The sequence below is a fragment of the Streptomyces sp. NPDC040718 genome, assembly GCF_055593565.1.
Genome location: NZ_JBVIXO010000004.1, coordinates 532,905 through 555,029 on the forward strand (window position 1 = coordinate 532,905; position 22,125 = coordinate 555,029).

Sequence of the window (22,125 nt, forward strand, 5' to 3'; positions counted from 1 at the left end):
TCGGTCGGGGGTGCATAAAACAGATCAAAAGACTGGAGTTCCGCATGTCGGAGAGCTGCCCCTCCACGGCCCCGTCACCCGGGCCGTCGCCCCACGCGTCGCCCGGTCCTCCGCCCAGCCCTTCGCCCGGTCCTCCGCCCGTTCCGGCACCCCGTCCGGCCACCGAAACACCGCACGGCCCGTCCCCCGAGCCCTCGCGCGCCGCGGCGTCCGGGGAGGCCCCCGGCACCACCCCCCTGACGGCCGCGCGCCGCACCGGCCTGCTGGTCACCTTCATCCTGGGCGGCCTCACCGCCCTCCCCCCGCTGTCCATGGACATGTACCTCCCGGCCCTGCCCGAGGTCACCGCCGCCCTGCACAGCCCCGCCGCGACCGTCCAGCTCACCCTCACCTCCTGCCTCGCCGGCATGGCCCTCGGACAGCTGGTCATCGGCCCGATGAGCGACAAATGGGGCCGCCGCCGGCCGCTGCTGACCGGCATGGCCGTCTACGTCCTCGCCACGGCCATCTGCGCCCTCGCCCCGAGCGCCGAACTGCTCATCGCCTTCCGGCTGCTCCAGGGCCTGGCCGGCGCGGCCGCCATCGTGATCGCCCGGGCCGTCGTGCGCGACCTCTACGAGGGCGTCGAGATGGCCCGCTTCTTCTCCACCCTGATGCTGATATCCGGCACCGCCCCGATCATCGCCCCGCTGATCGGCGGCCAGGTGCTCCGCTTCGCCGACTGGCGCGGGGTCTTCGTCGTCCTCACCGCCGTCGGCCTCGCGCTCACCCTCGTCGTGTGGCGCAGCCTCGGCGAGACGCTGCCGCCCGAGCGGCGCCACACCGGCGGGGTGGGCGCCGCGCTGCGGACCATGCGGGGGCTGCTCGGCGACCGGGTCTTCGCCGGCTACACCCTGGCGGGCGGTTTCGCCTTCGCGGTGCTCTTCTCCTACATATCCGCCTCGCCCTTCGTCGTGCAGGAGATCTACGGGGCCTCCCCGCAGGCCTTCAGCCTGCTGTTCGGCCTGAACTCCGTCGGGCTGATCGTCGTCGGCCAGATCAACGGCAAGCTGCTGGTGGGCCGGGTCAGCCTCGACAAGGCCCTGGCCACCGGGCTCGCCGTCATCACCGGCGCCTCCGTCGCCCTGCTGCTCATGTCCACCGGGGTGTTCGGGAAGGCCGGGCTGCCGCCCGTCGCCGCCGCGCTGTTCGTGCTGATGTCGGCGATGGGCCTGGTCCTGCCGAACACCAACGCGCAGGCCCTCATGCGCACCCCGCACGCCGCCGGATCGGCGGCCGCGCTGCTGGGCACCTCCTCCTTCCTGGTCGGCGCGGTCGCCTCGCCGCTGGTCGGGATCGCGGGCGAGGACACGGCGGTGCCGATGGCGCTCGTACAGGTCGCCTGCTCGCTGCTGGCGGTGGCCTGCTTCCTCGGGATGTGCCGGCCCTGGCGGACGCGGGAGCCCATGGCCGTGCCCGCTGGTGCGCCGGGCGCACCGGCGGCACCCGGGGCGGGTGCCGGGGCGCCGTAAACTTCCCGGGTGAACGCCGCACCCGCCCCCACCAACGCCGAAACCCTCCGCAGCGCGCTCGCCGGGCTGCTCGACGGGCTCCCGCCGAAGCAGGCCTCGGCCGCCGTCGAGCGCCTGATCGCCAACTACCGGGGGGCCACCCCCACCGACGCCCCCGTCCTGCGCGACCGCTCCGACGTGGCGGCGTACGCGGCGTACCGGATGCCGGCCACCTTCGAAGCCGTACGGTCCGCCCTGGACGGGCTGGCCGAGGCGGCGCCGGACTGGACGCCGGGCTCGCACGTGGACGTGGGCGGCGGCACGGGCGCCGCGACCTGGGCGGTCGACGCCACCTGGGACGGACCGCGCGCGACGACGGTGCTGGACTGGGCGGAGCCGGCGCTGGCACTCGGCAAGGAGCTGGCGGGCCGCTCCGCGTCCGGGGTGCTGCGCGCGGCGGAGTGGCGCCGGGCCGTCATCGGGAGCGGGATCAGCCTGCCGGACGCCGACCTGGTGACCGTGTCGTACGTACTGGGCGAACTGACCGGGGAGGCCCGCACGGCGGTCGTCGCCGAGGCGGCCCGCGCCGGACAGGCCGTGGTGTTCGTCGAGCCGGGCACGCCCCAGGGGTACCTGCGCATCCGCGAGGCCCGCGAGCAGCTGGTCGCGGCCGGGATGACGCTGGCGGCGCCGTGCCCGCACGACGGGGCCTGCCCCATCGGGGTCGGGCAGGACTGGTGCCACTTCTCGGCGCGGGTCAGCCGCTCCTCCCTGCACCGGAAGGTCAAGGGCGGGTCCCTGCCGTACGAGGACGAGAAGTTCAGCTACGTCGCCGCGACACGGTTCCCGGTGGCGCCGGTCCCCTCCCGGATCACGCGCAGGCCGCAGATCCGGAAGGGGCTGGTCCTGCTGGACCTGTGCGGTCCCGAGGAGGCGGGGCTGTCCCGGGCCACCGTCACCAAGCGCCACGGCGGCCTCTACAAGGCGGCCCGGGACGCCGAGTGGGGCGACGCCTGGCCGCCCGCCTCCGCCGAAGGTGACGGCGACGGCGAGTAGCCGCTAGGGCCGCAGCTCCTGGGTGCAGCACTTCACGCTGCCGCCGCCCTTGAGCAGCTCGCCCAGGTCCATCGGGACCGGCTCGAACCCCCGGTCGCGCAGCGGGGCCAGCAGCCCGGTCGCGCCCTGCGGGAGCAGTACGTGCCGCCCGTCGGAGACCGAGTTCAGGCCGAAGGCCGCCGCGTCCTCGTCCTCCACGACCAGGGCGTCCGGGAACAGCCTGCGCAGCACGGCCCGGCTGCCCGGGGAGAAGGCCGGCGGGTGGTACATGATCTCGTCGCCGTCGAGGACGCAGAGGGCCGTGTCCAGGTGGTAGTAGCGCGGGTCCACCAGGTCGAGGCCGATGACGGGGCGGCCGAAGAACTCCTGGGCCTCGTCGTGCGAGAGCGGGCTGGAGCGGAAGCCCCGGCCGGCCAGGATGTAGGTGGCGGTGACGGCGAAGTCCCCCTCGCCCTCGTTGACGTGCGAGGGCTCGTGGACGTCCTCGTAGCCGTGCGCGCGGAACCAGTCGAGGTGGATCTCCGCCTCGGCGGCGCGTTCCGGATAGGCGAAGCGGGCGCCGAGCACCCGGCCGTCGACGACGAGGGCGCCGTTCGCGGCGAAGACCATGTCGGGCAGGCCGGGATCGGGGACGAGGGTCTCGACGGTGTGCCCGAGGGAGAGGTAGCGGTCCCTCAGGTCTTCCCACTGGGCGAGTGCGAGAGGCAGGTCCACCGGTTTCGTGGGGTCCATCCACGGGTTGATGGAGTACGTGACCTTGAAGTGTGCGGGTGGGCACATCAGGTAGCGCCGGGGTGTGGCGTCTCTGCGCAAAGAAGGCTCCTCACGACTACGACTACGGACTCACGGTGCTGTGCGTGTGTCGAGAGAATCGTCTCTCCTCGGGGGTGACCGCGCAGTGAACTGATCGGGTGAATTACCACAACGGCCGGAAGACGAGACGTCTCGGACCGGCTTGATACGTTGGGGCGGTGACCAGAACCCCCGATGCCACCCGGCGCAGCGACCGCTCCCGGCGCGCCATCCTCGACGCCTCCCTCGTGCTGGTCGGCGAGGTCGGCTACAACAAGCTGACGATCGAGGCCATCGCTGCCCGTGCGGGAGTCGGCAAGCAGACGATCTACCGCTGGTGGTCCTCGAAGGCCGAAGTGCTGCTGGACGCCTCGCTGGCGCTGGCCGGGGAGGCCGGCGCGGAGGGCGGCTGGACCGGCTTCCCGGACACCGGGGACCTCGCGGCGGACCTGAAGGCCGTACTGCGGGCCACGGTGGACGAGTTCGCCGACGCCCTGTACGAGGCACCCGCGCGCGCCCTGACCGCGGCCGGCGCGACCGACCCGGAGCTGGGGGCCCGGTTCACGGAACGGCTGCTGGAGCCGCAGCTCGCGCTGTACGAGGCCCGGTTGCGGGCGGCCCGGGAGGCGGGGCAGCTCCCGGCGGACACCGATCTGCGGCTGACGGTGGAGATGCTGCTGGGGCCGCTGACGTACCGGTGGCTGATGCGGACCGCGCCGCTGACGCACGGGTTCGCGGACGCGCTGGTGGACGGGGTGCTGGCCGGCGTGGGATACGTCACCGCCGGGCGGCCGCAGAGCCGGTGACACCGGCATGGCCGAGAACCATATGGCCCGATTGTGTGCTTATGTGGGGATCTCGATCGGGGAGTCCGTTCGGGGGGTGCGGTCACCCGGCGCTCCCGATGGTGGGACCATGGAATGGTCTGCCGGGGCAACGGTGAGGTGAGGGGATAGATGGGGTCTGAGTCCGGCCGCGTCAAACGCGGCGAGCAGAGCAGGATTTCCCAGTGGCTGCGCCGCCGCTCGAAACCCGCCCCCGAGGACCCCGGCAAGGAGCGCGAAGCCCTCCTGCTCGCCGTCGCCGCCGCCGGACTCCCCCTCGCCCCCGCCGCCCATCCCTCGGGGTACCGGTGTTCGTGCGACCGCATCGGCTGTCCCACGCCCGCCCGGCACCCCGTCTCCTTCGCCTGGCAGACCCAGTCGACCACCGACCGCGCGCAGGTCGAGCGTTGGGCCCGCAACCAGCCCCAGGCCAACTTCATCACCGCCACCGGCATGGTGCACGACGTCCTGGACGTCCCCCTGGAGGCCGGCCGCAGCGCGCTGGAACGCCTGCTGGCCGCCGGCATCGAGGTCGGCCCCGTCGCCGAGTCCGGCGGCACCGGCGACCAGGCCCGGATGCTCTTCTTCACGGCGACCCGCGGCACGCCGGAGGACGAGGACGAATGGTGGCCCTGCGAACTGGACTGCCACCCCGAGACGATGGACGAACACCCCGGCCTGCGCTGGCACTGCCGCGGCAGCTACGTCCTGCTCCCCCCGGCGGCCCTCCCGGGCGACCACTCGGTGACCTGGCTGCGCGACGTCCGCCACCCGCTCCCGGACCCGCTGACCCTCCTGGAAACCCTGACGGACGCCTGCGCCCAGTACGCGGGCGCGCTGGACCAGACCCCGGCCGCCGCGGCCTGGCCCCCGGGCCGCTAGGTCCTGTCCGTTCGCCGGCCTTCCTGACGCACCGCTCGCGCGGCGCGTCAGGAAGGTCAGTGGATCTGGGTGACGACCACGTCGAGGGACCAGGCCTTCGCCGGCTTCGCCGGGGCCTCCGCCTCCACCGCGTAGCCCAGGTCCCGCAGGGCCGTCACCAGCTCCGCCGGGGACGCCGGGACGGCCCCGGCGAGCAGCAGGTCGCGTACCAGTCGGCCCTTGGTGGCCTTGTTGAAGTGGCTCACCACCGACCGCTTCTCCACCCCGTCCACCACCTGCGAGTGCAGCACCCGCACCGTGGCGGTCCGGCCCGCCGTCCCGCCCTTCGGCTTCCACGCGGACGCGTACGCCGACGAGCGCAGGTCCAGCACCAGCCCGTCCCCCGCCGCCTGCGGCATCACCTCGGCCATCGGCGTGCGCCAGTACGCGCCCAGCGCGCCCAGCGCCGGCAGCTTGACCCCCATCGAGCAGCGGTAGGAGGGGATGCGGTCCGTCACCCGCACCGCGCCCCACAGCCCGGAGAACACGAGCAGCGTCCGCTCGGCCAGCTCCCGCGCGGGCGCCGGCAGCCCCGCCAGGTCCAGGGCGTCGTAGAGCACACCGGTGTAGATCTCCCCGGCCGGGCGGGCCGGTGCCGAGCGCAGGGCGGCGTTCTTCGCGACCTCACCGCGCAGGCCCTCGCTGAGCCCGAGCACCTCGCGCGCCTTCAGCTCGTCCCCCGCGCACAGCTCGACGAGCTCCTCCAGCACGGCCGCCCGCGCGGGGGCCAGGCCCGGCAGCGACAGGGACGCGGGGGCGAGCGGTGCGCCGGAGCCGCCGGCGGCCTTTCCCTCGGAGGGCGGCAGCAGCACGAGCACGGTGGTTCTCCTTCAGACGAGCGGCGCAGGGGATGCGGCCCCCGAGCCAGGGTAGACGGCCCGCCGCGGCCCGGTCACGGGCGACCGGCCACGGCCGCGCCCCCGGCCGGTGGGGGCCGGGGGGCGGACCGCGGCCGGTTTCACGCCGTCGCACGGAACCCCTTCCCCGCCGCGTTCCGCCGCGCGGCGCCTTCCGCGGCCCGCGCGGAACCGCCGGACTCGGCCTACGCTCGGTCCATGCCACGCCGCCACATGCACATGGCCGGAGCCGACGGGGCGGTCCTGCGCGCCGCACTGGGTGACCTGCGGAAACGACTGGGCGTGCCCGGGACCTTCCCGGCCGAGGTGCTCGCCGAGGCCGAGCGGGCGGCGGCCGCTCCCCGGCTGCCGTCCGAGGACATGACCGGCCTCCCCTTCTTCACGATCGACCCGCCGACGTCCGTGGACCTCGACCAGGCCATGCACCTGGCGAAACGGTCCTCCGGCGGCTACCGCGTGCACTACGCCATCGCCGACGCCGCCGCCTTCGTCGGCCCGGGCGGAGCCCTCGACGCCGAGGCCCACCGCCGGGTGACCACCCTCTACTTCCCGGACGGGAAGGTGCCCCTGCACCCGGCCGTGCTCTCCGAGGACGCGGCGAGCCTGCTGCCCGACCGGACCCGCCCGGCCCTGGTGTGGCGCCTCGACCTGGACTCCGACGGCCGGGTCGAGACCACCGACGTCCACCGGGCGCTGGTGCGCAGCCGGGCCAAACTCGACTACGACGGCGTGCAGAAGGCCATCGACACCGGCACCGCCGAACCCTCCCTGGCGCTGCTGAAGGACATCGGCACCCTGCGCGAGGCCCTGGAGGCCGAGCGCGGCGGCATCTCCCTGAACGTCCCCGAGCAGGAGGTCGTCGAGCGCGACGGCTCGTACAGCCTGGCCTACCGGGCCCCGCTCCCGGCCGACGGCTGGAACGCCCAGGTCTCGCTCATGACCGGCATGGCGGCCGCCGAGCTGATGCTCGCCTCCGGCACCGGCATCCTGCGCACCCTCCCCGCCGCCCCGGACGGTGCGGTCGGCCGGCTGCGCCGGGCGGCGAAGGCCCTGCGGATCGACTGGCCGCACCACGTGCCGTACGCGGCGCTGGTCCGCTCCCTCGACCCGCGCGTCCCGGCGCACGCCGCGTTCCTCCAGGAGTGCACGGCCCTGCTCCGGGGCGCCGGCTACACGGTCTTCACCGGCGGCCGGATCCCGGACCCCGCCCTGCACGCGGCGGTCGCCGCCCCGTACGCGCACTGCACCGCCCCGCTGCGCCGGCTCGCCGACCGCTACGCCGGCGAGCTGTGCGTGGCGGCGGCGGCGGGGGCGGAGCCGCCGGCGTGGGCGGTCGAGGCGCTGGAGGCGCTGCCGCACGAGATGGCGGAGGGCACGCGGCTGGCCAACTCGGTCGAGCGGGAGTGCGTGGACCTGGTGGAGGCGGCGCTGCTCAAGGACCGCGTCGGGGAGACCTTCGAGGCGACGGTCATCGACGTCAAGGAGCAGGAGCCGAAGGTCGGGACCGTCCACCTGGAGGAACCGGCCGTGGTGGGACGGGTCGAGTCGGCGTCGGCGCGGCTGCCGCTCGGGGAGCGGATCCGGGTCCGGCTGACCCAGGCCGACCCGGGCGCCGCGAAGATCCTCTTCGCGCCGGCGTAGCGCCTCCGGGCGGGCCTCCCGTACGGCCCGGCGCCGCGGGGGTATGGCCCTCGGGGGGCGGCTCTGCCATCATCTGCGCACCCCGCGGCGCCACCGGCCGCGCGAGCGCCCCGGGAGGCCCGGAGTTGGGTGCCGCCGAACGGCCCGCCGGGCCCCTCCCCGCCGGAGCCCCGGCCCCGGCCCCGCAGGCGCGCCGGCCCGCCGCCGTGCTGCGTCCGCACATCGTGAACTACACCGGCTTCGACACCCGTTTCACCGCGCCCCGGCGGCGCCTGGAGCTGCCCACCGGCTTCGTCACCCTGGTCTTCACCTTCGACGAGGGCCTGTGGGTGACCCGCGGCGCCGAACTCGCCACCGCCCGGCTGCGGCCCGCCGCCGCCTCCCGCGCCCTGATCGGCGGCCCCCGCACCGGCCCCGTCATCGGGGTGCACGCGGGCGCCGTGCACGGGCTGGAGGTGAACATGAGCCCGCTCGGCGCGTACCGGCTCTTCGGGGTGCCGATGGTGCACTTCGGGCAGGGCCCGGTGGACCTCGCCGAGGTGTCCGGGCCCGGCGGACGCCGGCTGGCCGAGCGGCTCCGGGCCGCGGACGGCTGGGCCGCCCGCTTCGACCTGCTCGACTCCGTCTTCGCCGCCCGCCTGGACCGGGGCCCCGCCGCCGCCCCCGAGGTCCGCGGCGCGCTCGCCCGGCTGTGGGCGGACACCGGCCCGGGAGCGCCGGCCCGCGCGGGGGCGGAGGCCGGCTGGAGCGCTCGCCGGCTGCGGGCCCGGTTCCGGGAGGAGGTGGGGCTGCCGCCCAAGGCGGTGGCCCGGCTGTTCCGGCTCCAGCACGCGCTGCGCCGGCTCGCGGCCGGGACGCCCCCGGCCGAGGTGGCGGCCGCCTGCGGCTACCACGACCAGGCGCACATGGGTCGGGAGGTGAAGGCCATGACGGGTCTGCCGCCCGCCCGGTTCGCGCTGCTGCGCGGCGGCCTGCCGCCGGGTTCCGCGCTGGACCGGGTGCCGGGCCGCATCACGAGCGTGCTGCTCCCGCCGCCGGACTGAGGCCGGGCGGGGCCGTTTTGTACAAGACGGGACCGGGCCCGGGCCGCCACGCTCGGCGTACGACTCCTCCTCCCCCCGGAGAGTCCCCACGCAGTGCGGCAGCCCGTCACGGGGGTGCGGGCTGCCGCAGTGCGGTCACCAGCGCGCGGGGGTCGTCGGCGTGGAAGCGGATCGTACGGGCGCCGGCCCGGGCGCCGAGCGGCCGGCGGAAGTCCAGCGGGCGGTTCAGCTCCAGGGTGACGGTCGTCTGGCCGCCCACGATCAGGTCGAGCACCCCGTCCCCCGACCCGTCCTCGGAGAGGGTGACGAGCCGCCCCTCGGGACAGCGGCGCTCCACCCGGGCCGAGGCCACCGCGTCCGGCGGGACGGTGAGGTCGAACAGGGCCCCGTAGCGGATCCGCAGCGTCCCGTCGGCCCGCAGCACGTGCGGACGGGTCACGCAGGCCGCGTGCAGGGCGAGGAGCAGCAGCACCCCGTAGACGTCGAGGACCAGCACCACGCGGTGCACGGCGGGCCAGGGGATGAGCACGGCCAGCCCGACGGTCTCGATCACCGACACGAAGAGGAACCCGTACATCATGGCCGTCTGCGGTCCCGTGTACGCGGCGGCGAGGTCGCCGGGGCCCACGCCGTGCCTGCGGCGCACGACCCACCGCCCGAGCGAGGCGGCGGCCCGCAGCTCGTGCAGCAGCAGCCGCAGCACCGCCTCGGGCACGACGGCCCGTACGGCCCGCTTCCAGGAGCCGGTGCGCCGCCGCAGCGAGCACAGCACCCAGGCCTCCAGCAGCAGGACCGCGAGGACCAGCCCCTCGGCGGCGGCCGTGGCCCACCCGGGCGGGCGCACCCCGGCCGCGAGGCACAGTACGAGGGCCAGTTCGCCGGGTATGACGACGCAGGCCGCGACCCGCGCGGCGCGTACGGCGCTCATGCCCGCCCCCTGCCCACGAAGGCCTCCATCACCAGGCGTACCACCTCGGCCTGCGCGGGGGCGTACTCGGCGAGCAGCGCCTCCTCGAACCCCGCGACGACCGGCCCGTCGGACGGGATCGCGTCGAAGAGCGCGTCCGGGACGGCGGCCACCATGGCCTCGGCGAGCGGCCCGATCCGGGGGTCGTCGACGGGGGCGTCGGCCAGTTCGTCCAGCCGCTCGTACAGCGCGAGCACGGCGGGGTCGGCGGCCAGCGGCCCGAGCAGGGCGTAGACCTCCTCCCCCACGCCGCCGGTCGCGTCGAGCAGGGTCAGGTGCTCGCGGTCCTTCGCGGCGGCCGGCGAGTCCGTCGCCGGGGCCTTGGCCAGCAGCGCGGCGAGCGCCGGCGAGAGGGGCTCGCCCTCGCCCGGCCCGGCGGCGAGCAGCACGGCCAGCCGGCGCCGGCGCTCGGCGAGCTCGGCCTCCTGCCGCGCGAGGTCGGCGTCCAGCTCGTGGAGTACCTCGGCCAGCTCGCGCCCCGCGTCACCGGCGAGGACGTCCCGCACCTCGTCGAGGCCCAGCCCGAGCTCGGTGAGCCGGCGCACCCGGGCCAGCAGCACGGCGTCGCGCACGGTGTAGGCCCGGTACCCGTTGGGTCGCCGCTCCGGCTCCGGGAGCAGCCCGACATGGTGGTAGTGCCGGATCGCCCGGGTGGTGAGCCCGACGAGCGCGGCGATCTCTCCGATCCGCATGCCCCTCAGTAGAAACCCTGCCGCTGCGTCAAGGTCAAGCCGCCACGGACAGCCGGTAGCATGGTCGGCACGACAGACGAGTCGGCCGGGCGGCCGCGTCGGGGTCCCCGGATCCCGCCGAGGAACGTCCGGGCTCCACAGGGCAGGGTGGTGGGTAACGCCCACCCGGGGTGACCCGCGGGACAGTGCCACAGAAAACAGACCGCCGGGGGCTTCGGCCGCCGGTAAGGGTGAAACGGTGGTGTAAGAGACCACCAGCGCCTGAGGTGACTCAGGCGGCTAGGTAAACCCCACCTGGAGCAAGGTCAAGAGGATCCGTCCCCGGACGGGTCTGCGCGAACGTTTGAGGGCTGCCCGCCCGATGTTCGCGGGTAGACCGCACGAGGCCGGCGGCAACGCCGGTCCTAGATGGATGGCCGTCTCCCCGGCGACCGCGAGGTCCCCGGGTGACAGAACCCGGCGTACAGGCCGACTCGTCTGTCGTTCCCACTCCGTTCGGGGTGGGACGACCTCCGACCTGGGCACCGCCTCCTGGATGACCTACGAGCTGATCGCGGATAATCCCGCCCAGGGATTCGTGAATGAGCAGTGGGTCGCCTTGTACCGCCACCTCGGCTTCGCGGCCTGCGCAGCCCTGGCCGTGGCTGCCCTACCTCGGCATCGGGTCATTGATCATCCGCTGTCGCTACTCGTCGCCGAACATGTCCGTGACCCTGTCGAACCAGAACGAAAGGTCACACATCCGGGAGCGGGTTGCGCACCTCCTGTACATCCCGGCGCAGAAAGCCCTCGTACAGCCCCGTCATGACACGCGCTGCCTGCCCCCGTGCCGGGATGCCCACCTCGTCGCCTGTCCAAGGCCTGGTGCGCATCATCCGGATGGCGAGCGCAGCCCGCTGCTGACCCAGTGCCCGCACCTCGGGGTCGTCGGCCTGCACCATGGCCCGCGCCCCTGCCCGAGCCCGCCCGGCGTGGGTGCGGTGAACCTGCGCGGGTGACAACACCAAGCAGGTCTTCCGGGGCGCGTACGGGGGATCCGTGAACAGACCGACGTGACCGGAATGCGTGATCATGAATACCTCACTCGGGTCCGGAACCCGGGCCGCCAAGGCCGGCCACCCCTGGGCCATCAGCCACGCCTCGTACGCCGGATACTGGTCCTCCGAGCCGAAGTGCCTCGCCGACAACTTCCAGAAGTCCTCTTCCGCCTCCACGGCCGCCATGCGCAGCGTCCGGTGGACCTCTGCATGCAGCTCCGCGGGGATGGCGATGCGGGCCACCCCACCCCTTTGGTCACGGGACCGCAGGCATACCATTCCGAACTCGGTGAAGATCTCCAGACGGTCGGACACGATCACGTCGTAAGCCGGACGCGGCTTCTTCCTCTTTGTCATGGCGCGTGCGTATCAGTCGCCGTCGAGCGAGGAGCGCCCATCCGGCCGATGTCACCCTTACGGAGGCTTCCCCTGGTGCCCACAGCACTCGCAGCCAGGAGCCCGTGTGAACCGCAGGAAGGCCGGCCTCCGACTCGGCTCGACCTCTACCTTGCAGGCAGGGACCGCGGTGGGAGATGGTCCCGGAGCTGGTTGTGGCGCCAGCGGTGGGCGAGCCGACCCCGTTCTGAGCATGCGGAAGCCGGAAGCCCCCTCCGGCCAACCCCGAAGAACCGGCGAACCCCGGCAGGGGCTGGGAAAGCCCGATGCGACTCGGAGCTCTCCACAGTGCCCCGCCGGGCGGGGGCCCGTGTGGTGTTACTTCACCGGGACGGTGTACGACTTGCCGACGAAGCCGTTCCTGAAGGTCACCGTCTTCGCGGCGACCTTGCCCTTGACCGTGATGGTGCCGGTGGCCTTCTCGCCCTTGGCCAGCTTGACGGTGTCGATCTGGTCTTCGGACGCCGCCAGTTCGATCTGCTTGCGCGTGCCGTCCTCGGCCGTCACCTCGAAGTAGAAGACGTTGACGTCGACTTCCTTGGCGGCGTTGTTGACGATGGTCACCCGCACGGAGGTGTAGTCACCGCTCTGGGCGAGGATGCTGGGCTTGAAGGGCGTGGGCGCGGCGGTGAGGACCACGTCGGCGTTCTTGTCGGCCGTCCCGGCCGGCGCCTCGGAGTTCCCGGGCGCGGGCTGCATCGGCGCCGCGTTGGGGGCCGAGGAGGCGCGGGGGGCGGAGGGCATCGTGATCCCGGTGTCCTTCTTGGTACCGCTCTTGGACGCTCCGGTGATCGCCGCGCCGCAGGCGAAGAGGACCAGCGACAGGAGGACGATGCCGCCGCAGCCGAAACCGATGATCTTGCCGGTGTTGCTCTTCTGCGGCGGCTGCGGCGGGGCCGGGTAGCCGTAGGGCGGGGGCGGCTGCTGACCGTAGGGCTGCTGACCGTAGGGCTGCTGGCCGTAAGGCTGCTGGGGCTGCTGCGGCTGCTGGCCGTAAGGCGGCTGCGGCTGCCCGCCGTAGGGCTGCTCCGGCTGCTGGCCGGGGTAGGGGGTGGTCATGGGGACTCCTCCGCTGGGTGGTTGCCGTCTGGCTCAGGGCCGGATGCCGAACACCTTCGGAAGGAGCGACACGAACTCGGAACATGAGCGGCGCCCAGCTTAAATAAGCTGTCAAGGCATGCCATGGGAAGTCCCAAAAATGAGACGGTCTCTTCCGAATCAGCCGCGCTGACAGAGAGAAGCCCCCTTGAGAAGCACCGCCCCCGGCGGGCGGGTCCGTCCCGCCCACCCCGGCGACCCGAAGAGGATCGGCCCCTACCGGATCATCGGGCGCCTCGGCACCGGCGGCATGGGCACCGTACACGCCGCCCTCGACCCCCGGGGAACGCGCGTCGCGGTCAAGGCCGTTCACCCGGCGCAGGCCCAGGACCCCGAGTTCCGGGCCCGGTTCCGCCGCGAAGTCGCCCTGTCCGCCCGCGTCCAGGGGCCCTGTCTGGTGCCCGTCCTGGCGGCCGACACGGAGGCCGAACGCCCCTGGCTGGCGGCGGAGTACGTACCCGGCCCGACCCTGGACCGGCACCTCGCCGCCCACGGCCCGCTCACCGGCGGCAGCCTGTACGCCTTCGCCGCCGGAACCGCCCAGGCGCTCTCGGCGATCCACCGCGCGGGCGTGGTCCACCGGGACGTGAAACCGCAGAACGTCATCCTGAGCCCGGCCGGCCCGCGGATGCTGGACTTCGGCATCGCCCACGCCGCCGACGGCACGTCCGTCACCCGCACCGGCGTCATGACCGGCACACCGGGCTGGATCAGCCCCGAGCACTACCGCTCCGGCACGACCGGCCCGGCCGGGGACCTCTTCGCCTGGGGCGCCCTCGTGGCCCACGCGGCCACCGGCCGCCTCCCCTTCGGCAGCGGAGCCCCCGACGTGGTCGCGTTCCGCGTCATGTCCGGGGACCCCGACCTCGGCGGCCTGCCCGCCGCGCTCCGCGAGGTGGTGGAGGAGGCCCTCGCGAAGGCCCCCGAGGACCGGCCGACGGCCGACCGGGCCGCCGCCCGCTGCGCCGCCCTGCTCGCCGCGGAGGCCACCCAGCTCCTCGCCGCCGGCGTCGCGCCGACCCTGGCCGGCGACCCGATCGCCGCCCAGTGGCACCTGCCCGCCGTCGACGACCCCGCCTGGCCCGCCCCGGCCGTCCCCGGCCGGGGACGCCTGCTGCTCGCCGTAACCGTGGGCGCGGCCGTCCTGGGCGGCGCCGTCGGCGGCCTCCTCGCGTTGCCCGCCGCGCGTCAGGAGCGGGCGGCCACGACCCCGGCCGTCGCCTCCCCCGGGAACGCGGCCCGCACCACCGGGACCCCGGCCGCACCCGGCCCCTCCGCCGACGCCAAGGGCGCGGCGGCGGACGGCGGGCCGACCCTCGCGACCTGGCGGCAGGCCCGCGCGGCGCTGACGCCCGCCGAGCACGACGCACACCCGTCCATCGGTACGGGGGCCTGGCTCGACCCCGGCGACCATCCCGACCAGGAGTTCTCCCTGACCTTCCACCAGCCCCGGGGCGAGGTGTACGTGACCTCCGGCGGCCCGGCGCTCGACGGCGGTTCGCTCCGCGAGGTCGCCAGGGCCGCGTGCCTGGGCCTGCGCCACCTCCGCAGCGCCTACCCGGACCTCCCGTACGGCACCTTCGTGATCGTCGACACCGGGCGCGCGGGAGGCCCCGGCATCGTCTGGTCGGACGACTTCCGTACGAACACCACCTGTTCGGCCTCCCTCACCGACCGGGGCGCCGGCGCGGACACCGGCGGGGGCACCGACCGCGCCACCGGCCGACCTGCGGGTCAGGCAGCCGACTGGTACCCGGCCGCGGGAGGGCTGGCCGTCGCGAAGATCCCGTCCGGCGACGCGGACGAGATCCGCGTGGCCGACCGGACCGCCACCTCGATCATCAACGAGTGGAACGCCGGCCCCGCCGCCGGCGGCCGGCTCGGCCACGAGAACCTGGCCGTCGGCTTCGACCCGGCCGGCCGGGTCATGTACGTCTGGGCCGTCAAGCCCCTGTGGGACCGGACCACCCGCGAGGACTGGGCGCTCAAGGCCGCGCGGCGGGCCTGCGCGGACCTCACCTCCGAATCCGCGAGGTCGGCGGGCTGGCCCTACGCCAGGTACGCGGTCTTCGCCGAAGACGCCTCCGGCGGCGGCGAGTTCCTGCGCTGGGGCACCGCCGGCAGCTGCGGGAGCTGACGGCGCGAAGGCCCCCGTGGTCGGGCGGGGGCCTTCGCGTACTCGCGGCGGGGCCGTCAGCGCAGGTGCGAGGTGTCGTTCAGGAGCCGGACCGAGGCGTTGCCGTCGGCGTAGTAGGCCACCGCCGACAGGGAGGCCGCGGAGAGCTCCATCCGGAACAGGGACTCCGGCGGGGCGCCCAGCGCGAGCCGGACCAGTGTCTTGACCGGCGTCACGTGCGTGACCAGCAGCACCGTGCGGCCCGCGTGCGCGGCCAGCAGCCGGTCGCGCGTCGCCGACACCCGGCGGGTGACGGCGGTGAAGCTCTCGCCGCCGCCCGTGGGGGCCGCCCTCGGGGAGTCCAGCCACGCCTGGAGGTCGTCCGGGAAACGCTCCCGCACCTCGGCGAAGGTCAGGCCCTCCCAGGCACCGAAGTCCGTCTCGCGCAGGCCCTCTTCGACCGTCACGGGCAGCCCGAGCCGGTCGGCCACGGCCTGCGCGGTCTCCCGGCAGCGGCGCAGCGGGGAGCTGACGACGGCCTGTACGGTGCCCCGCGCGGCCAGCGCCTCGGCGACCGCGGCGGCCTGGCGGCGGCCGGCCGGGGACAGCTCCGGGTCGGTGCCGCCGCTGCCGGAGAAGCGCTTCTGCGGGGTCAGGGCGGTCTCGCCGTGACGCAGCAGCACGAAGGTGGCGGGGGTCCCCATGTCGGGCCCGCCCCATCCGGCCCCGGAGGCGGCCGGAGCCCCGCCCACGGCGGTCGCGGCCTCCGCGGGCGCGCCGGCCGGGGCCGGGACGCGGGCGGGGGACGCGGCCGTGGCGTCGGCCCCGGCATCCGCGAAGAGCGTGTCCGCGCCGGACGCGGCCGCGCTGCGTGCGGCCCGCACGTCGGCGCCGGCCGCACGGGTTCCCGTACCGCCGCCGGAGGCGAGGGCGGCACGGACCGCCGCCGCGCCCTTCGCCGCGTCACCGGGGGGACCGGAGGGGACCAGGTCGGCCGTGGAGGCCGACGGCTCCCACTGCTTGCCGCGCTTGCCCGCGTCCATCGCCTCGTTGGCGAGCCGGTCCGCGTGCTTGTTCCTCTCGCGCGGGATCCACTCGTACGTGACCTGCGCGCGCGGGAGGATCTTCGCCGCCTCGGCCGCGAGCGGCTTCATGTCGGGGTGCTTGATCTTCCAGCGGCCCGACATCTGCTCCACGACGAGCTTGGAGTCCATCCGGACCCGGACCACCGCGTCCGGGTCCAGCTCGGCCGCCGCCTTCAGACCCGCGATCAGGCCCTTGTACTCGGCGACGTTGTTCGTCGCGACGCCGATGAACTCGGCGCGCTCGGCCAGGGTCTCACCGGTGGCCGGGTCGAGGACGACCGCCCCGTAGCCGGCGGGACCCGGGTTGCCCCGGGAGCCGCCGTCCGCCTCCACGACGAAACGCGGCATCAGATGCCCGAGTCCGCCGCACGGACCAGGATGCGGCCGCAGTTCTCGTGGCGGACGACCTGGTCGCGGGCCGCGGCCTTGATCTCGTTGATCTCGGCCATGTCGAGCTCCAGCCGGCAGCCCTCGCAGCGGCGCTGGTACAGGCGTGCGGCGCCGACCCCGCCCTGCTTGACGCGGATCCGCTCGTACAGCGCCATCAGGTCGGACGGCATGGAGGCGACGATGACCTCGCGGTCCTTGGTGACCTTCGCCGCCTCGGCGTCGAGCTCGCCGGTGGCGGCGTCGCGGCGCGCGGTGGCGTCCGTCAGCTTGGCCTCCAGCGCGGAGACGCGCTCGGTGATCTCGGTGACGCGCTCCTGCGCGCCCTCCAGCCGCTCCATGACCTCCAGGACGACGTCCTCCAGGTCGGCCTGGCGCTTGGCGAGCGAGGCGACCTCGCTCTGCAGGTTCGCCAGGTCCCGGGCCGAGATGCCCGCGCCGGAGTCGAGCCGCTGCTGGTCCCGGGCCGCGCGCTGGCGCACCTGGTCGACGTCCTGCTCGGCCTTGGTCTGCTCGCGGGCGGCGTCGCTGGCCTGCGTCTGGGCGGCGACGAGGAGGTCGCGCTGCTGGCTGAGGTCCTTGGTCAGGGAGTCGACCTCGGCGTGCTCGGGCAGCGACTTGCGCTTGTGGGCGAGCTGAGACAGCCGGACGTCCAGGGCCTGGACGTCGAGAAGTCGGATCTGGTCGGCGGGCTCGGCGTTCAGTTGGGGGCTCCAGAGGCACTAGAAGGGGGTGTGGCGGACGGCGCGTGCGCCGTCCAGGGGTCGGTGACCGTGCGCGAGACGTGGGTCCGCAGACCCCAGCCGTGGCGCTCGGAGATCGCGTCGAGCTGGGCGGCGGCCTGCTCGCACCAGGGCCACTCGGTGGCCCAGTGCGCGGCGTCGACGAGGGCGAGCGAGCTCTGCTCGCGGGCCTCGGACACCGGGTGGTGGCGCAGGTCGGCGGTGAGGAAGGCGTCCACGCCGGCGGCGCGGACCTGCGCGAAGAGGCTGTCGCCGGAGCCGCCGCTGACGGCGACCGTGCGGATCAGGGCGTCCGGGTCGCCGGCGGCGCGGATGCCCTGCGCGGTGCGCGGCAGCCGGGCGGCGGCGCGGGCGGCGAACTCGCGCAGGGTCTCGGGGTGGTCGAGCTCGCAGATCCGGCCCAGGCCCCGGCGTCCCGACGGGTCGGCGGGGTCGGGCACGAGGGGGCCGGTGACGCGCAGGTCGAGGGCGCCGGCGAGGGCGTCCGAGACCCCGGGGTCCGCGGTGTCGGCGTTGGTGTGGGCCACGTGCAGGGCGATGTCGTTCCTGATCAGGGTGTGCACGACACGGCCCTTGAAGGTGCTCGCGGCGACGGTGGTGGTGCCGCGCAGGTAGAGGGGGTGGTGGGTGACGACCAGGTCGGCGCCGAGCTTCACCGCCTCGTCGACGATCTCCTGTACGGGGTCCACGGCGAACAGCACCCGGGTGACCTCGGCATCGGGGTCGCCGCAGACGGTGCCGACGGCGTCCCACTCCTCGGCCCGCGAGGGGGGCCAGAGAGCGTCCAGCGCGGCGATGACTTCAGAGAGACGGGGCACGGGCCAAGGCTACCGTCCGTGGCGACCGGTGGTCCCCTGGCCGGGGCGGCAGCACAACCGCATCCCCCGCCACTGGTGAATCGGTGGTCGGCCACCCGTACGTGTGAAGCGGGCTGGGTCGTGTTGTTCGGCTGGAAGTGCGAAAACTAGCTTCCTCTCCGGAGGTGACGGCCCGGATGACTGTCTGTGCCACGGAGATCACGACGACCACCGCGCTCCCGGACCCCGAGGCCGGCGGGCCGGCCGAGGTCCCCGGCGCGCCGGAGGCTCCCGAGGCCCCGGCCCCGGCGGTCCCCGCCCCGCCGGCCCCGGCCCTGGCGGTCTCCGCCGACGGGGCGTACGCGGCCCGGCTGGCCGGCGAGGGCGAGGCGCGCTATCCGGAGCGCTGGACGCTGGGCGGCCCGGAGCCGTACGCGGTGCCGCTGCCGCTCGCGCAGCCCGAGGAGGCCGACAGCGAGGTGCTGGCGCTGGCCGACGGGCAGGTGCTGATCCACCGCCGGGTCGCCGACCGGCACGAGTTCTCCCTCCTCTACCCCTCGGGCGCCGCCTCCGGCCCCCGCACCGGGGAGTTCCGGCTCGGCGCGGTCGACGCCGAGGAGGGGCTGCGGGTCCGCCTGCTGCCGCCGTCCCCCGACGGGTGCGGGGCCTTCGCCCTGGCGGTGGGGGACGGGGAGAGCACCGTCTGGCAGGTGGCCGGGGGCTCCGGCGGGCCCGAGCGGGTCGCGGTGGTCCCGGGCCGCTGCTCGGGCGGGGTCTGGCTGGACCGTGCGGGCCGGCTCCTGGCCCTGGACCGCGAGGCCGAGGGCCGTACCAAGGCCGTCGCCGTGGACCTGGGGCGGGGCGGGGTGGTCAGCCCGCTGCTGCAGATCGCCGAGGACAGCGACGACCGGCTGCTGCTGGCGGCCCCGGACAGCGGGCTGCTGCTGATCCGCTCGGACGCCCCGGGCGAGCCGCGTCTCGGCTGGGGGGTGCTGGGCAGCGAGCGCCCGGTCCGCTTCCCGGAGTGCCTGCGGCTGGAGGACGCCCACCCCTTCGCGGTGCAGCCGGGCCAGGTCCTGATGCCGGAGACCTGCGGGGTGGCGCTCCGGGTGGGCGGAGACGGGCTGGCCCTGTGGCGTCCCGCCGACCGGTACGTCTTCCGGCTCGGCGCGCCGGAGGGCTGGCTCGGAAGCGGGCTGTGGACCCCGGAGGGGCGGCTGTGCCTGCCGTACGCCACCCCCGGCGTGCCGTGCGGTGTCGTGAGCATGAGCCAGCCCGCCGCCCCGCCGCCGCCCGTGCGCGTGGACCCGCCCCCGGCACCGGCCGCGCGGCCGGTGCCGCTCCAGCAGGCGCCGCTGGGCTGAGGGCCGTACGGGAGCGCGTACGAAGTCCCGTGATAGGGAGAGGGGATGAGCGACACCGAAGCCCCCGGCGCCCACAGGCCCTTCGACGCGGTCCTCTGCGACCTCGACAACGTCATCCGCTTCTACGACGCAAGCCTGCTGACCGAGCTGGAACGTACGGCCGGGCTCCACGTGGGCACCACGGCGAGGCTGGCGTTCTCCCCCGAGCTGGACGGGCCCCTGCTGCTGGGCCGGATCACCCGGGACCAGTGGGCGGAGGCGATAGCCGTCCGGCTCCGGGAGGACTTCTACGAGCCACGGGCGTGGGAGCTGGCCGAGGCGATGACCCGGTCCCCCTTCACGGCCGACGAGGCGGTGGTGTCCGTGCTGCGCGGGGCGCGGGCCGCCGGGCTCTCGCTGGTGCTGGTGACCAACGCCGCCCTGGACCTGGACGAGGACCTGGCGGCGATGGGGCTCACCGACCTCGCCGACCACGTCGTCAGCAGCGCCCGCGAGGGCGTGGCCAAGCCGGACCGGGAGATCTACGCGATCGCCGCCGCGCGGGCGGGCGCCGCCCCGGAGCGCTGCCTGTTCGTGGACGACCGGCCGGAGAACGTGGCGGCGGCCGTCGCGTTCGGGATGACCGGGCTGCACTACCGCGAGCCGGCCGATCTGCGCTCCGCGCTCGCCTTCCTGCCCTGAGGCAACGCGGCGGCGGCCCGGTGGTCCCCTCCCCGGGCCGCCGGCGGGGACGGCCTAGCCGTGCTTGAGGCCCAGGACCTCGGCCGCCGCGAAGGTCTCGTTCGCCGGGCGGGACTCGTAGTGCGGGGTGAGGAGCCCGTCGAGTTCCTCGTAGGAGAAGGCCTCCTTGGCGGTGTCGAACTTCGCGGCCACCCGGGGGCGTTCCATCACGACGACGATCCCGCCGTGCACGACGAAGAGCTGTCCGTTGGCCTTGGCGGAGGCCGGTGAGGCCAGGTAGCCGACCAGGGGGGAGACGTGCTCGGGTGCGAGGGCGTCGAGCCTGCCCTCCTCCGGGACCTGGAAGCCGGCGAAGACGTCCTCGGTCATCCGGGTGCGGGCGCGCGGGCAGATGGCGTTGGCCGTCACCCCGTACTTGGCCAGGGCCAGGGCGGTCGAGGTGGTCAGGCCCACGATGCCGCCCTTGGCGGCCGCGTAGTTGGGCTGGCCGGCCGAACCGCCGAGGAAGGCCTCCGAGGAGGTGTTGACGATCCGGCCGTACACCGGGCCGCCCGCGGCCTTGGAACGCTCCCGCCAGTGCGCGGCGGCGAAGTGGGTGGTGTTGAAGTGGCCCTTGAGGTGGACCCGGATCACCGAGTCCCACTCGTCCTCCGTCATCGAGAAGACCATCCGGTCGCGCAGGATGCCCGCGTTGTTGACCAGGACGTCGAGCTTGCCGAAGGAGGAGACGGCGAGGCCGACCAGTTCCCGGGCCTGCTCGAAGTCGGCCACGTCGCCCAGGTGCGCCACCGCCCGGCCGCCCGCCGCGCGGATCTCCTCGGCCACCTCCTCCGCCGGGGCGGCCGAGGCCTCGCCGGAGCCGTCGCGGCCGCTCTGCCCGAAGTCGTTGACGACGACGCTCGCGCCGAGCCGGGCGAGTTCGAGCGCCTCGGCCCGGCCGAGGCCGCGGCCGGCGCCGGTGACGATGGCGGAGAGCCCCTCAAGTGGGAGTGACATCCGTGGCGTTCCTCTCAGCGGTCGGTGAGTCGGTGAGTCGGTGAGCAGCGGTCTCAGAGTTCGATGCAGGTCCGCAGGGCCACGCCGGTGCGCATCTGGTCCAGGGCGTCGTTGATCTCGGCCAGGTTCACCCGGTGGGTGATCAGGTTCTCCAGGTCGATCCGGCCGGCCCGCCACAGCGCGATGGTGCGCTCGTAGGAGCGGAGCACGTCGCCGCCGCCGTACATCGACGGCAGGATCTTCTTCTCGTCGAAGAACAGGGAGAACATGTTGACCTTGAAGTCGTCGTCGAGGGCGCCCGCGCCGACCACGACGACGGAGCCGCCGCGCCGCGTCATCTCGTACGCCTTCTGCGCGGTGGCGGACTTGCCGACGACCTCGAAGACGTAGTCGAAGCCCTCGCCGGCGGTGATCCGGTTCTTGGCGTCGCCGAACTCCTCCGGGGAGACGGCCTCGGTGGCCCCGAACCGCAGGGCGGCCTCGCGCCGCGAGGCGACCGGGTCGACGGCGATGATCTGCGCCGCGCCCTGGACCTTGGCGCCCTGGATGACGGAGATGCCGACGCCGCCGCAGCCGATGACGGCGACCGAGGTGCCGGCCTCCACCTTCGCGGTGTTGACGGCCGCGCCGAGTCCGGTGGTGACGCCGCAGCCGATCAGGGCGGCGATGTCGAAGGGCAGGTCGTCGGGGATCGGGACCGCGCAGGCGGCCGGGACGACCATCTCCTCGGCGAAGGTGCCGGTGCCGGCGAAGCCGAAGACGTCACTGGCCGCCCGCTTGAAGTTGGGGGTGGCGACGTTCCCGAAGGCCTCCAGGCACAGGTGCCCCTGGCCGCGCTTGCAGGCGGGGCAGTGGCCGCACGGCGGCAGCCAGCAGACGAGGACGCGGTCGCCGATCTCGTGGGAGGTGACCCCGTCGCCGACGTCCGTGATCACGCCGGAGCCCTCGTGGCCGGGTATGAAGGGGGCGGGCTGCGGCAGTACGCCGCTCATCGCGGAGAGGTCGGAGTGGCACAGGCCGGTGGCCTTGACGCGGATCCTGACCTTGCCGGGGCCGAAGCCCACGGCCTCCATGTCGTCGACGACCTCCAGCTTGTCCTGGCCTATCTCGCTCTGCAGTGCTGCGCGCACGGTGCGGCTCCT

20 protein-coding genes and 1 other RNA gene are annotated in these 22,125 nt (G+C 74.6%); 10 read left to right on the plus strand and 11 right to left on the minus strand.

Annotation, left to right across the window (positions count from 1 at the left end):
* The first annotated feature begins 44 nt into the window (after window positions 1-44).
* Together ACZ597_RS13990 and ACZ597_RS13995 are read left to right on the plus strand one after the other, a co-directional pair.
* On the plus strand, window positions 45-1,511 hold the full coding sequence (locus tag ACZ597_RS13990; RefSeq protein WP_471328765.1) for a multidrug effflux MFS transporter: 1,467 nt from the start codon (window positions 45-47) through the stop codon (window positions 1,509-1,511).
* Window positions 1,512-1,520: 9 nt separating this feature from the next.
* Window positions 1,521-2,546 carry a small ribosomal subunit Rsm22 family protein gene (locus tag ACZ597_RS13995; protein WP_471328767.1) on the plus strand — a complete coding sequence of 342 codons (1,026 nt, stop codon included), beginning with the start codon at window positions 1,521-1,523 and terminating at the stop codon, window positions 2,544-2,546.
* A gap of 3 nt (window positions 2,547-2,549) precedes the next feature.
* On the opposite strand, the gene ddaH is transcribed toward ACZ597_RS13995, so the two are convergent.
* Window positions 2,550-3,359, minus strand: a complete 810-nt coding sequence (ddaH, locus tag ACZ597_RS14000) for a dimethylargininase (RefSeq protein WP_471328769.1) — start codon at window positions 3,357-3,359, stop codon at window positions 2,550-2,552.
* A gap of 158 nt (window positions 3,360-3,517) precedes the next feature.
* On the opposite strand from ddaH, the gene ACZ597_RS14005 reads away from it, so the two are divergent.
* Both ACZ597_RS14005 and ACZ597_RS14010 read left to right on the plus strand, forming a co-directional pair.
* Window positions 3,518-4,144, plus strand: a complete 627-nt coding sequence (locus tag ACZ597_RS14005) for a TetR/AcrR family transcriptional regulator (RefSeq protein ID WP_471328770.1) — start codon at window positions 3,518-3,520, stop codon at window positions 4,142-4,144.
* A gap of 150 nt (window positions 4,145-4,294) precedes the next feature.
* Entirely contained in the window at window positions 4,295-5,044 is a 750-nt protein-coding gene (locus ACZ597_RS14010) for a bifunctional DNA primase/polymerase (RefSeq protein WP_471328772.1), read from the plus strand.
* Window positions 5,045-5,100: 56 nt separating this feature from the next.
* Here ACZ597_RS14010 and yaaA read toward each other — a convergent pair whose 3' ends face one another.
* A complete protein-coding gene (gene yaaA / locus ACZ597_RS14015) occupies window positions 5,101-5,901 on the minus strand; it encodes a peroxide stress protein YaaA (protein WP_471328774.1) in 801 nt (266 codons plus the stop codon).
* A 237-nt stretch (window positions 5,902-6,138) separates the two neighbouring features.
* Between yaaA and ACZ597_RS14020 the strand changes: the two genes are divergently transcribed.
* Both ACZ597_RS14020 and ACZ597_RS14025 read left to right on the plus strand, forming a co-directional pair.
* A complete protein-coding gene (locus ACZ597_RS14020) occupies window positions 6,139-7,581 on the plus strand; it encodes an RNB domain-containing ribonuclease (protein WP_471328775.1) in 1,443 nt (480 codons plus the stop codon).
* A gap of 125 nt (window positions 7,582-7,706) precedes the next feature.
* Window positions 7,707-8,624 (plus strand): AraC family transcriptional regulator, encoded by a 918-nt coding sequence (locus tag ACZ597_RS14025; protein WP_471328777.1) that lies wholly within the window; start codon window positions 7,707-7,709, stop codon window positions 8,622-8,624.
* Between the two features lie 106 nt (window positions 8,625-8,730).
* Here ACZ597_RS14025 and ACZ597_RS14030 read toward each other — a convergent pair whose 3' ends face one another.
* Together ACZ597_RS14030 and ACZ597_RS14035 are read right to left on the minus strand one after the other, a co-directional pair.
* Window positions 8,731-9,552 (minus strand): hypothetical protein, encoded by an 822-nt coding sequence (locus ACZ597_RS14030; RefSeq protein ID WP_471328779.1) that lies wholly within the window; start codon window positions 9,550-9,552, stop codon window positions 8,731-8,733.
* Window positions 9,549-10,283 carry a MerR family transcriptional regulator gene (locus tag ACZ597_RS14035; RefSeq protein WP_471328781.1) on the minus strand — a complete coding sequence of 245 codons (735 nt, stop codon included), beginning with the start codon at window positions 10,281-10,283 and terminating at the stop codon, window positions 9,549-9,551. The genes ACZ597_RS14030 and ACZ597_RS14035 overlap by 4 nt, the downstream gene beginning before the upstream one ends.
* A gap of 77 nt (window positions 10,284-10,360) precedes the next feature.
* On the opposite strand from ACZ597_RS14035, the gene rnpB reads away from it, so the two are divergent.
* An RNA gene (gene rnpB / locus ACZ597_RS14040) (RNase P RNA component class A) lies at window positions 10,361-10,763 on the plus strand.
* A gap of 254 nt (window positions 10,764-11,017) precedes the next feature.
* On the opposite strand, the gene ACZ597_RS14045 is transcribed toward rnpB, so the two are convergent.
* Window positions 11,018-11,677: a hypothetical protein gene (locus tag ACZ597_RS14045; RefSeq protein ID WP_471328783.1), complete on the minus strand. Its 660-nt coding sequence runs from the start codon at window positions 11,675-11,677 to the stop codon at window positions 11,018-11,020.
* A 357-nt stretch (window positions 11,678-12,034) separates the two neighbouring features.
* Window positions 12,035-12,775, minus strand: coding sequence for a DUF4352 domain-containing protein (locus tag ACZ597_RS14050; protein WP_471328785.1), 741 nt, complete (start codon window positions 12,773-12,775; stop codon window positions 12,035-12,037).
* Window positions 12,776-12,962: 187 nt separating this feature from the next.
* Here ACZ597_RS14050 and ACZ597_RS14055 point away from each other — a divergent pair, with 187 nt between their 5' ends.
* Window positions 12,963-14,951 carry a serine/threonine-protein kinase gene (locus ACZ597_RS14055; RefSeq protein WP_471328787.1) on the plus strand — a complete coding sequence of 663 codons (1,989 nt, stop codon included), beginning with the start codon at window positions 12,963-12,965 and terminating at the stop codon, window positions 14,949-14,951.
* A 56-nt stretch (window positions 14,952-15,007) separates the two neighbouring features.
* Here ACZ597_RS14055 and ACZ597_RS14060 read toward each other — a convergent pair whose 3' ends face one another.
* Genes ACZ597_RS14060 through ACZ597_RS14070 form a run of 3 tightly spaced genes read right to left on the minus strand, consistent with a single transcriptional unit; the run spans window position 15,008 to window position 17,963 of the window.
* A complete protein-coding gene (locus ACZ597_RS14060; protein WP_471328789.1) occupies window positions 15,008-16,363 on the minus strand; it encodes a bifunctional RNase H/acid phosphatase in 1,356 nt (451 codons plus the stop codon).
* Window positions 16,363-17,106 carry a zinc ribbon domain-containing protein gene (locus ACZ597_RS14065; protein ID WP_471328904.1) on the minus strand — a complete coding sequence of 248 codons (744 nt, stop codon included), beginning with the start codon at window positions 17,104-17,106 and terminating at the stop codon, window positions 16,363-16,365. The genes ACZ597_RS14060 and ACZ597_RS14065 overlap by 1 nt, the downstream gene beginning before the upstream one ends.
* Window positions 17,103-17,963, minus strand: coding sequence for a Nif3-like dinuclear metal center hexameric protein (locus ACZ597_RS14070; protein WP_471328791.1), 861 nt, complete (start codon window positions 17,961-17,963; stop codon window positions 17,103-17,105). The genes ACZ597_RS14065 and ACZ597_RS14070 overlap by 4 nt, the downstream gene beginning before the upstream one ends.
* A gap of 176 nt (window positions 17,964-18,139) precedes the next feature.
* Between ACZ597_RS14070 and ACZ597_RS14075 the strand changes: the two genes are divergently transcribed.
* Entirely contained in the window at window positions 18,140-19,306 is a 1,167-nt protein-coding gene (locus ACZ597_RS14075; RefSeq protein ID WP_471328793.1) for a hypothetical protein, read from the plus strand.
* A 45-nt stretch (window positions 19,307-19,351) separates the two neighbouring features.
* Complete coding sequence (locus ACZ597_RS14080; RefSeq protein ID WP_471328795.1) at window positions 19,352-19,987, plus strand: HAD-IA family hydrolase; 636 nt, start codon at window positions 19,352-19,354, stop codon at window positions 19,985-19,987.
* Window positions 19,988-20,041: 54 nt separating this feature from the next.
* On the opposite strand, the gene ACZ597_RS14085 is transcribed toward ACZ597_RS14080, so the two are convergent.
* Window positions 20,042-20,983: a 3-oxoacyl-ACP reductase gene (locus ACZ597_RS14085; protein ID WP_471328797.1), complete on the minus strand. Its 942-nt coding sequence runs from the start codon at window positions 20,981-20,983 to the stop codon at window positions 20,042-20,044.
* 53 nt (window positions 20,984-21,036) lie between these two features.
* Complete coding sequence (locus ACZ597_RS14090; protein ID WP_471328799.1) at window positions 21,037-22,113, minus strand: Zn-dependent alcohol dehydrogenase; 1,077 nt, start codon at window positions 22,111-22,113, stop codon at window positions 21,037-21,039.
* Window positions 22,114-22,125: the final 12 nt, after the last annotated feature.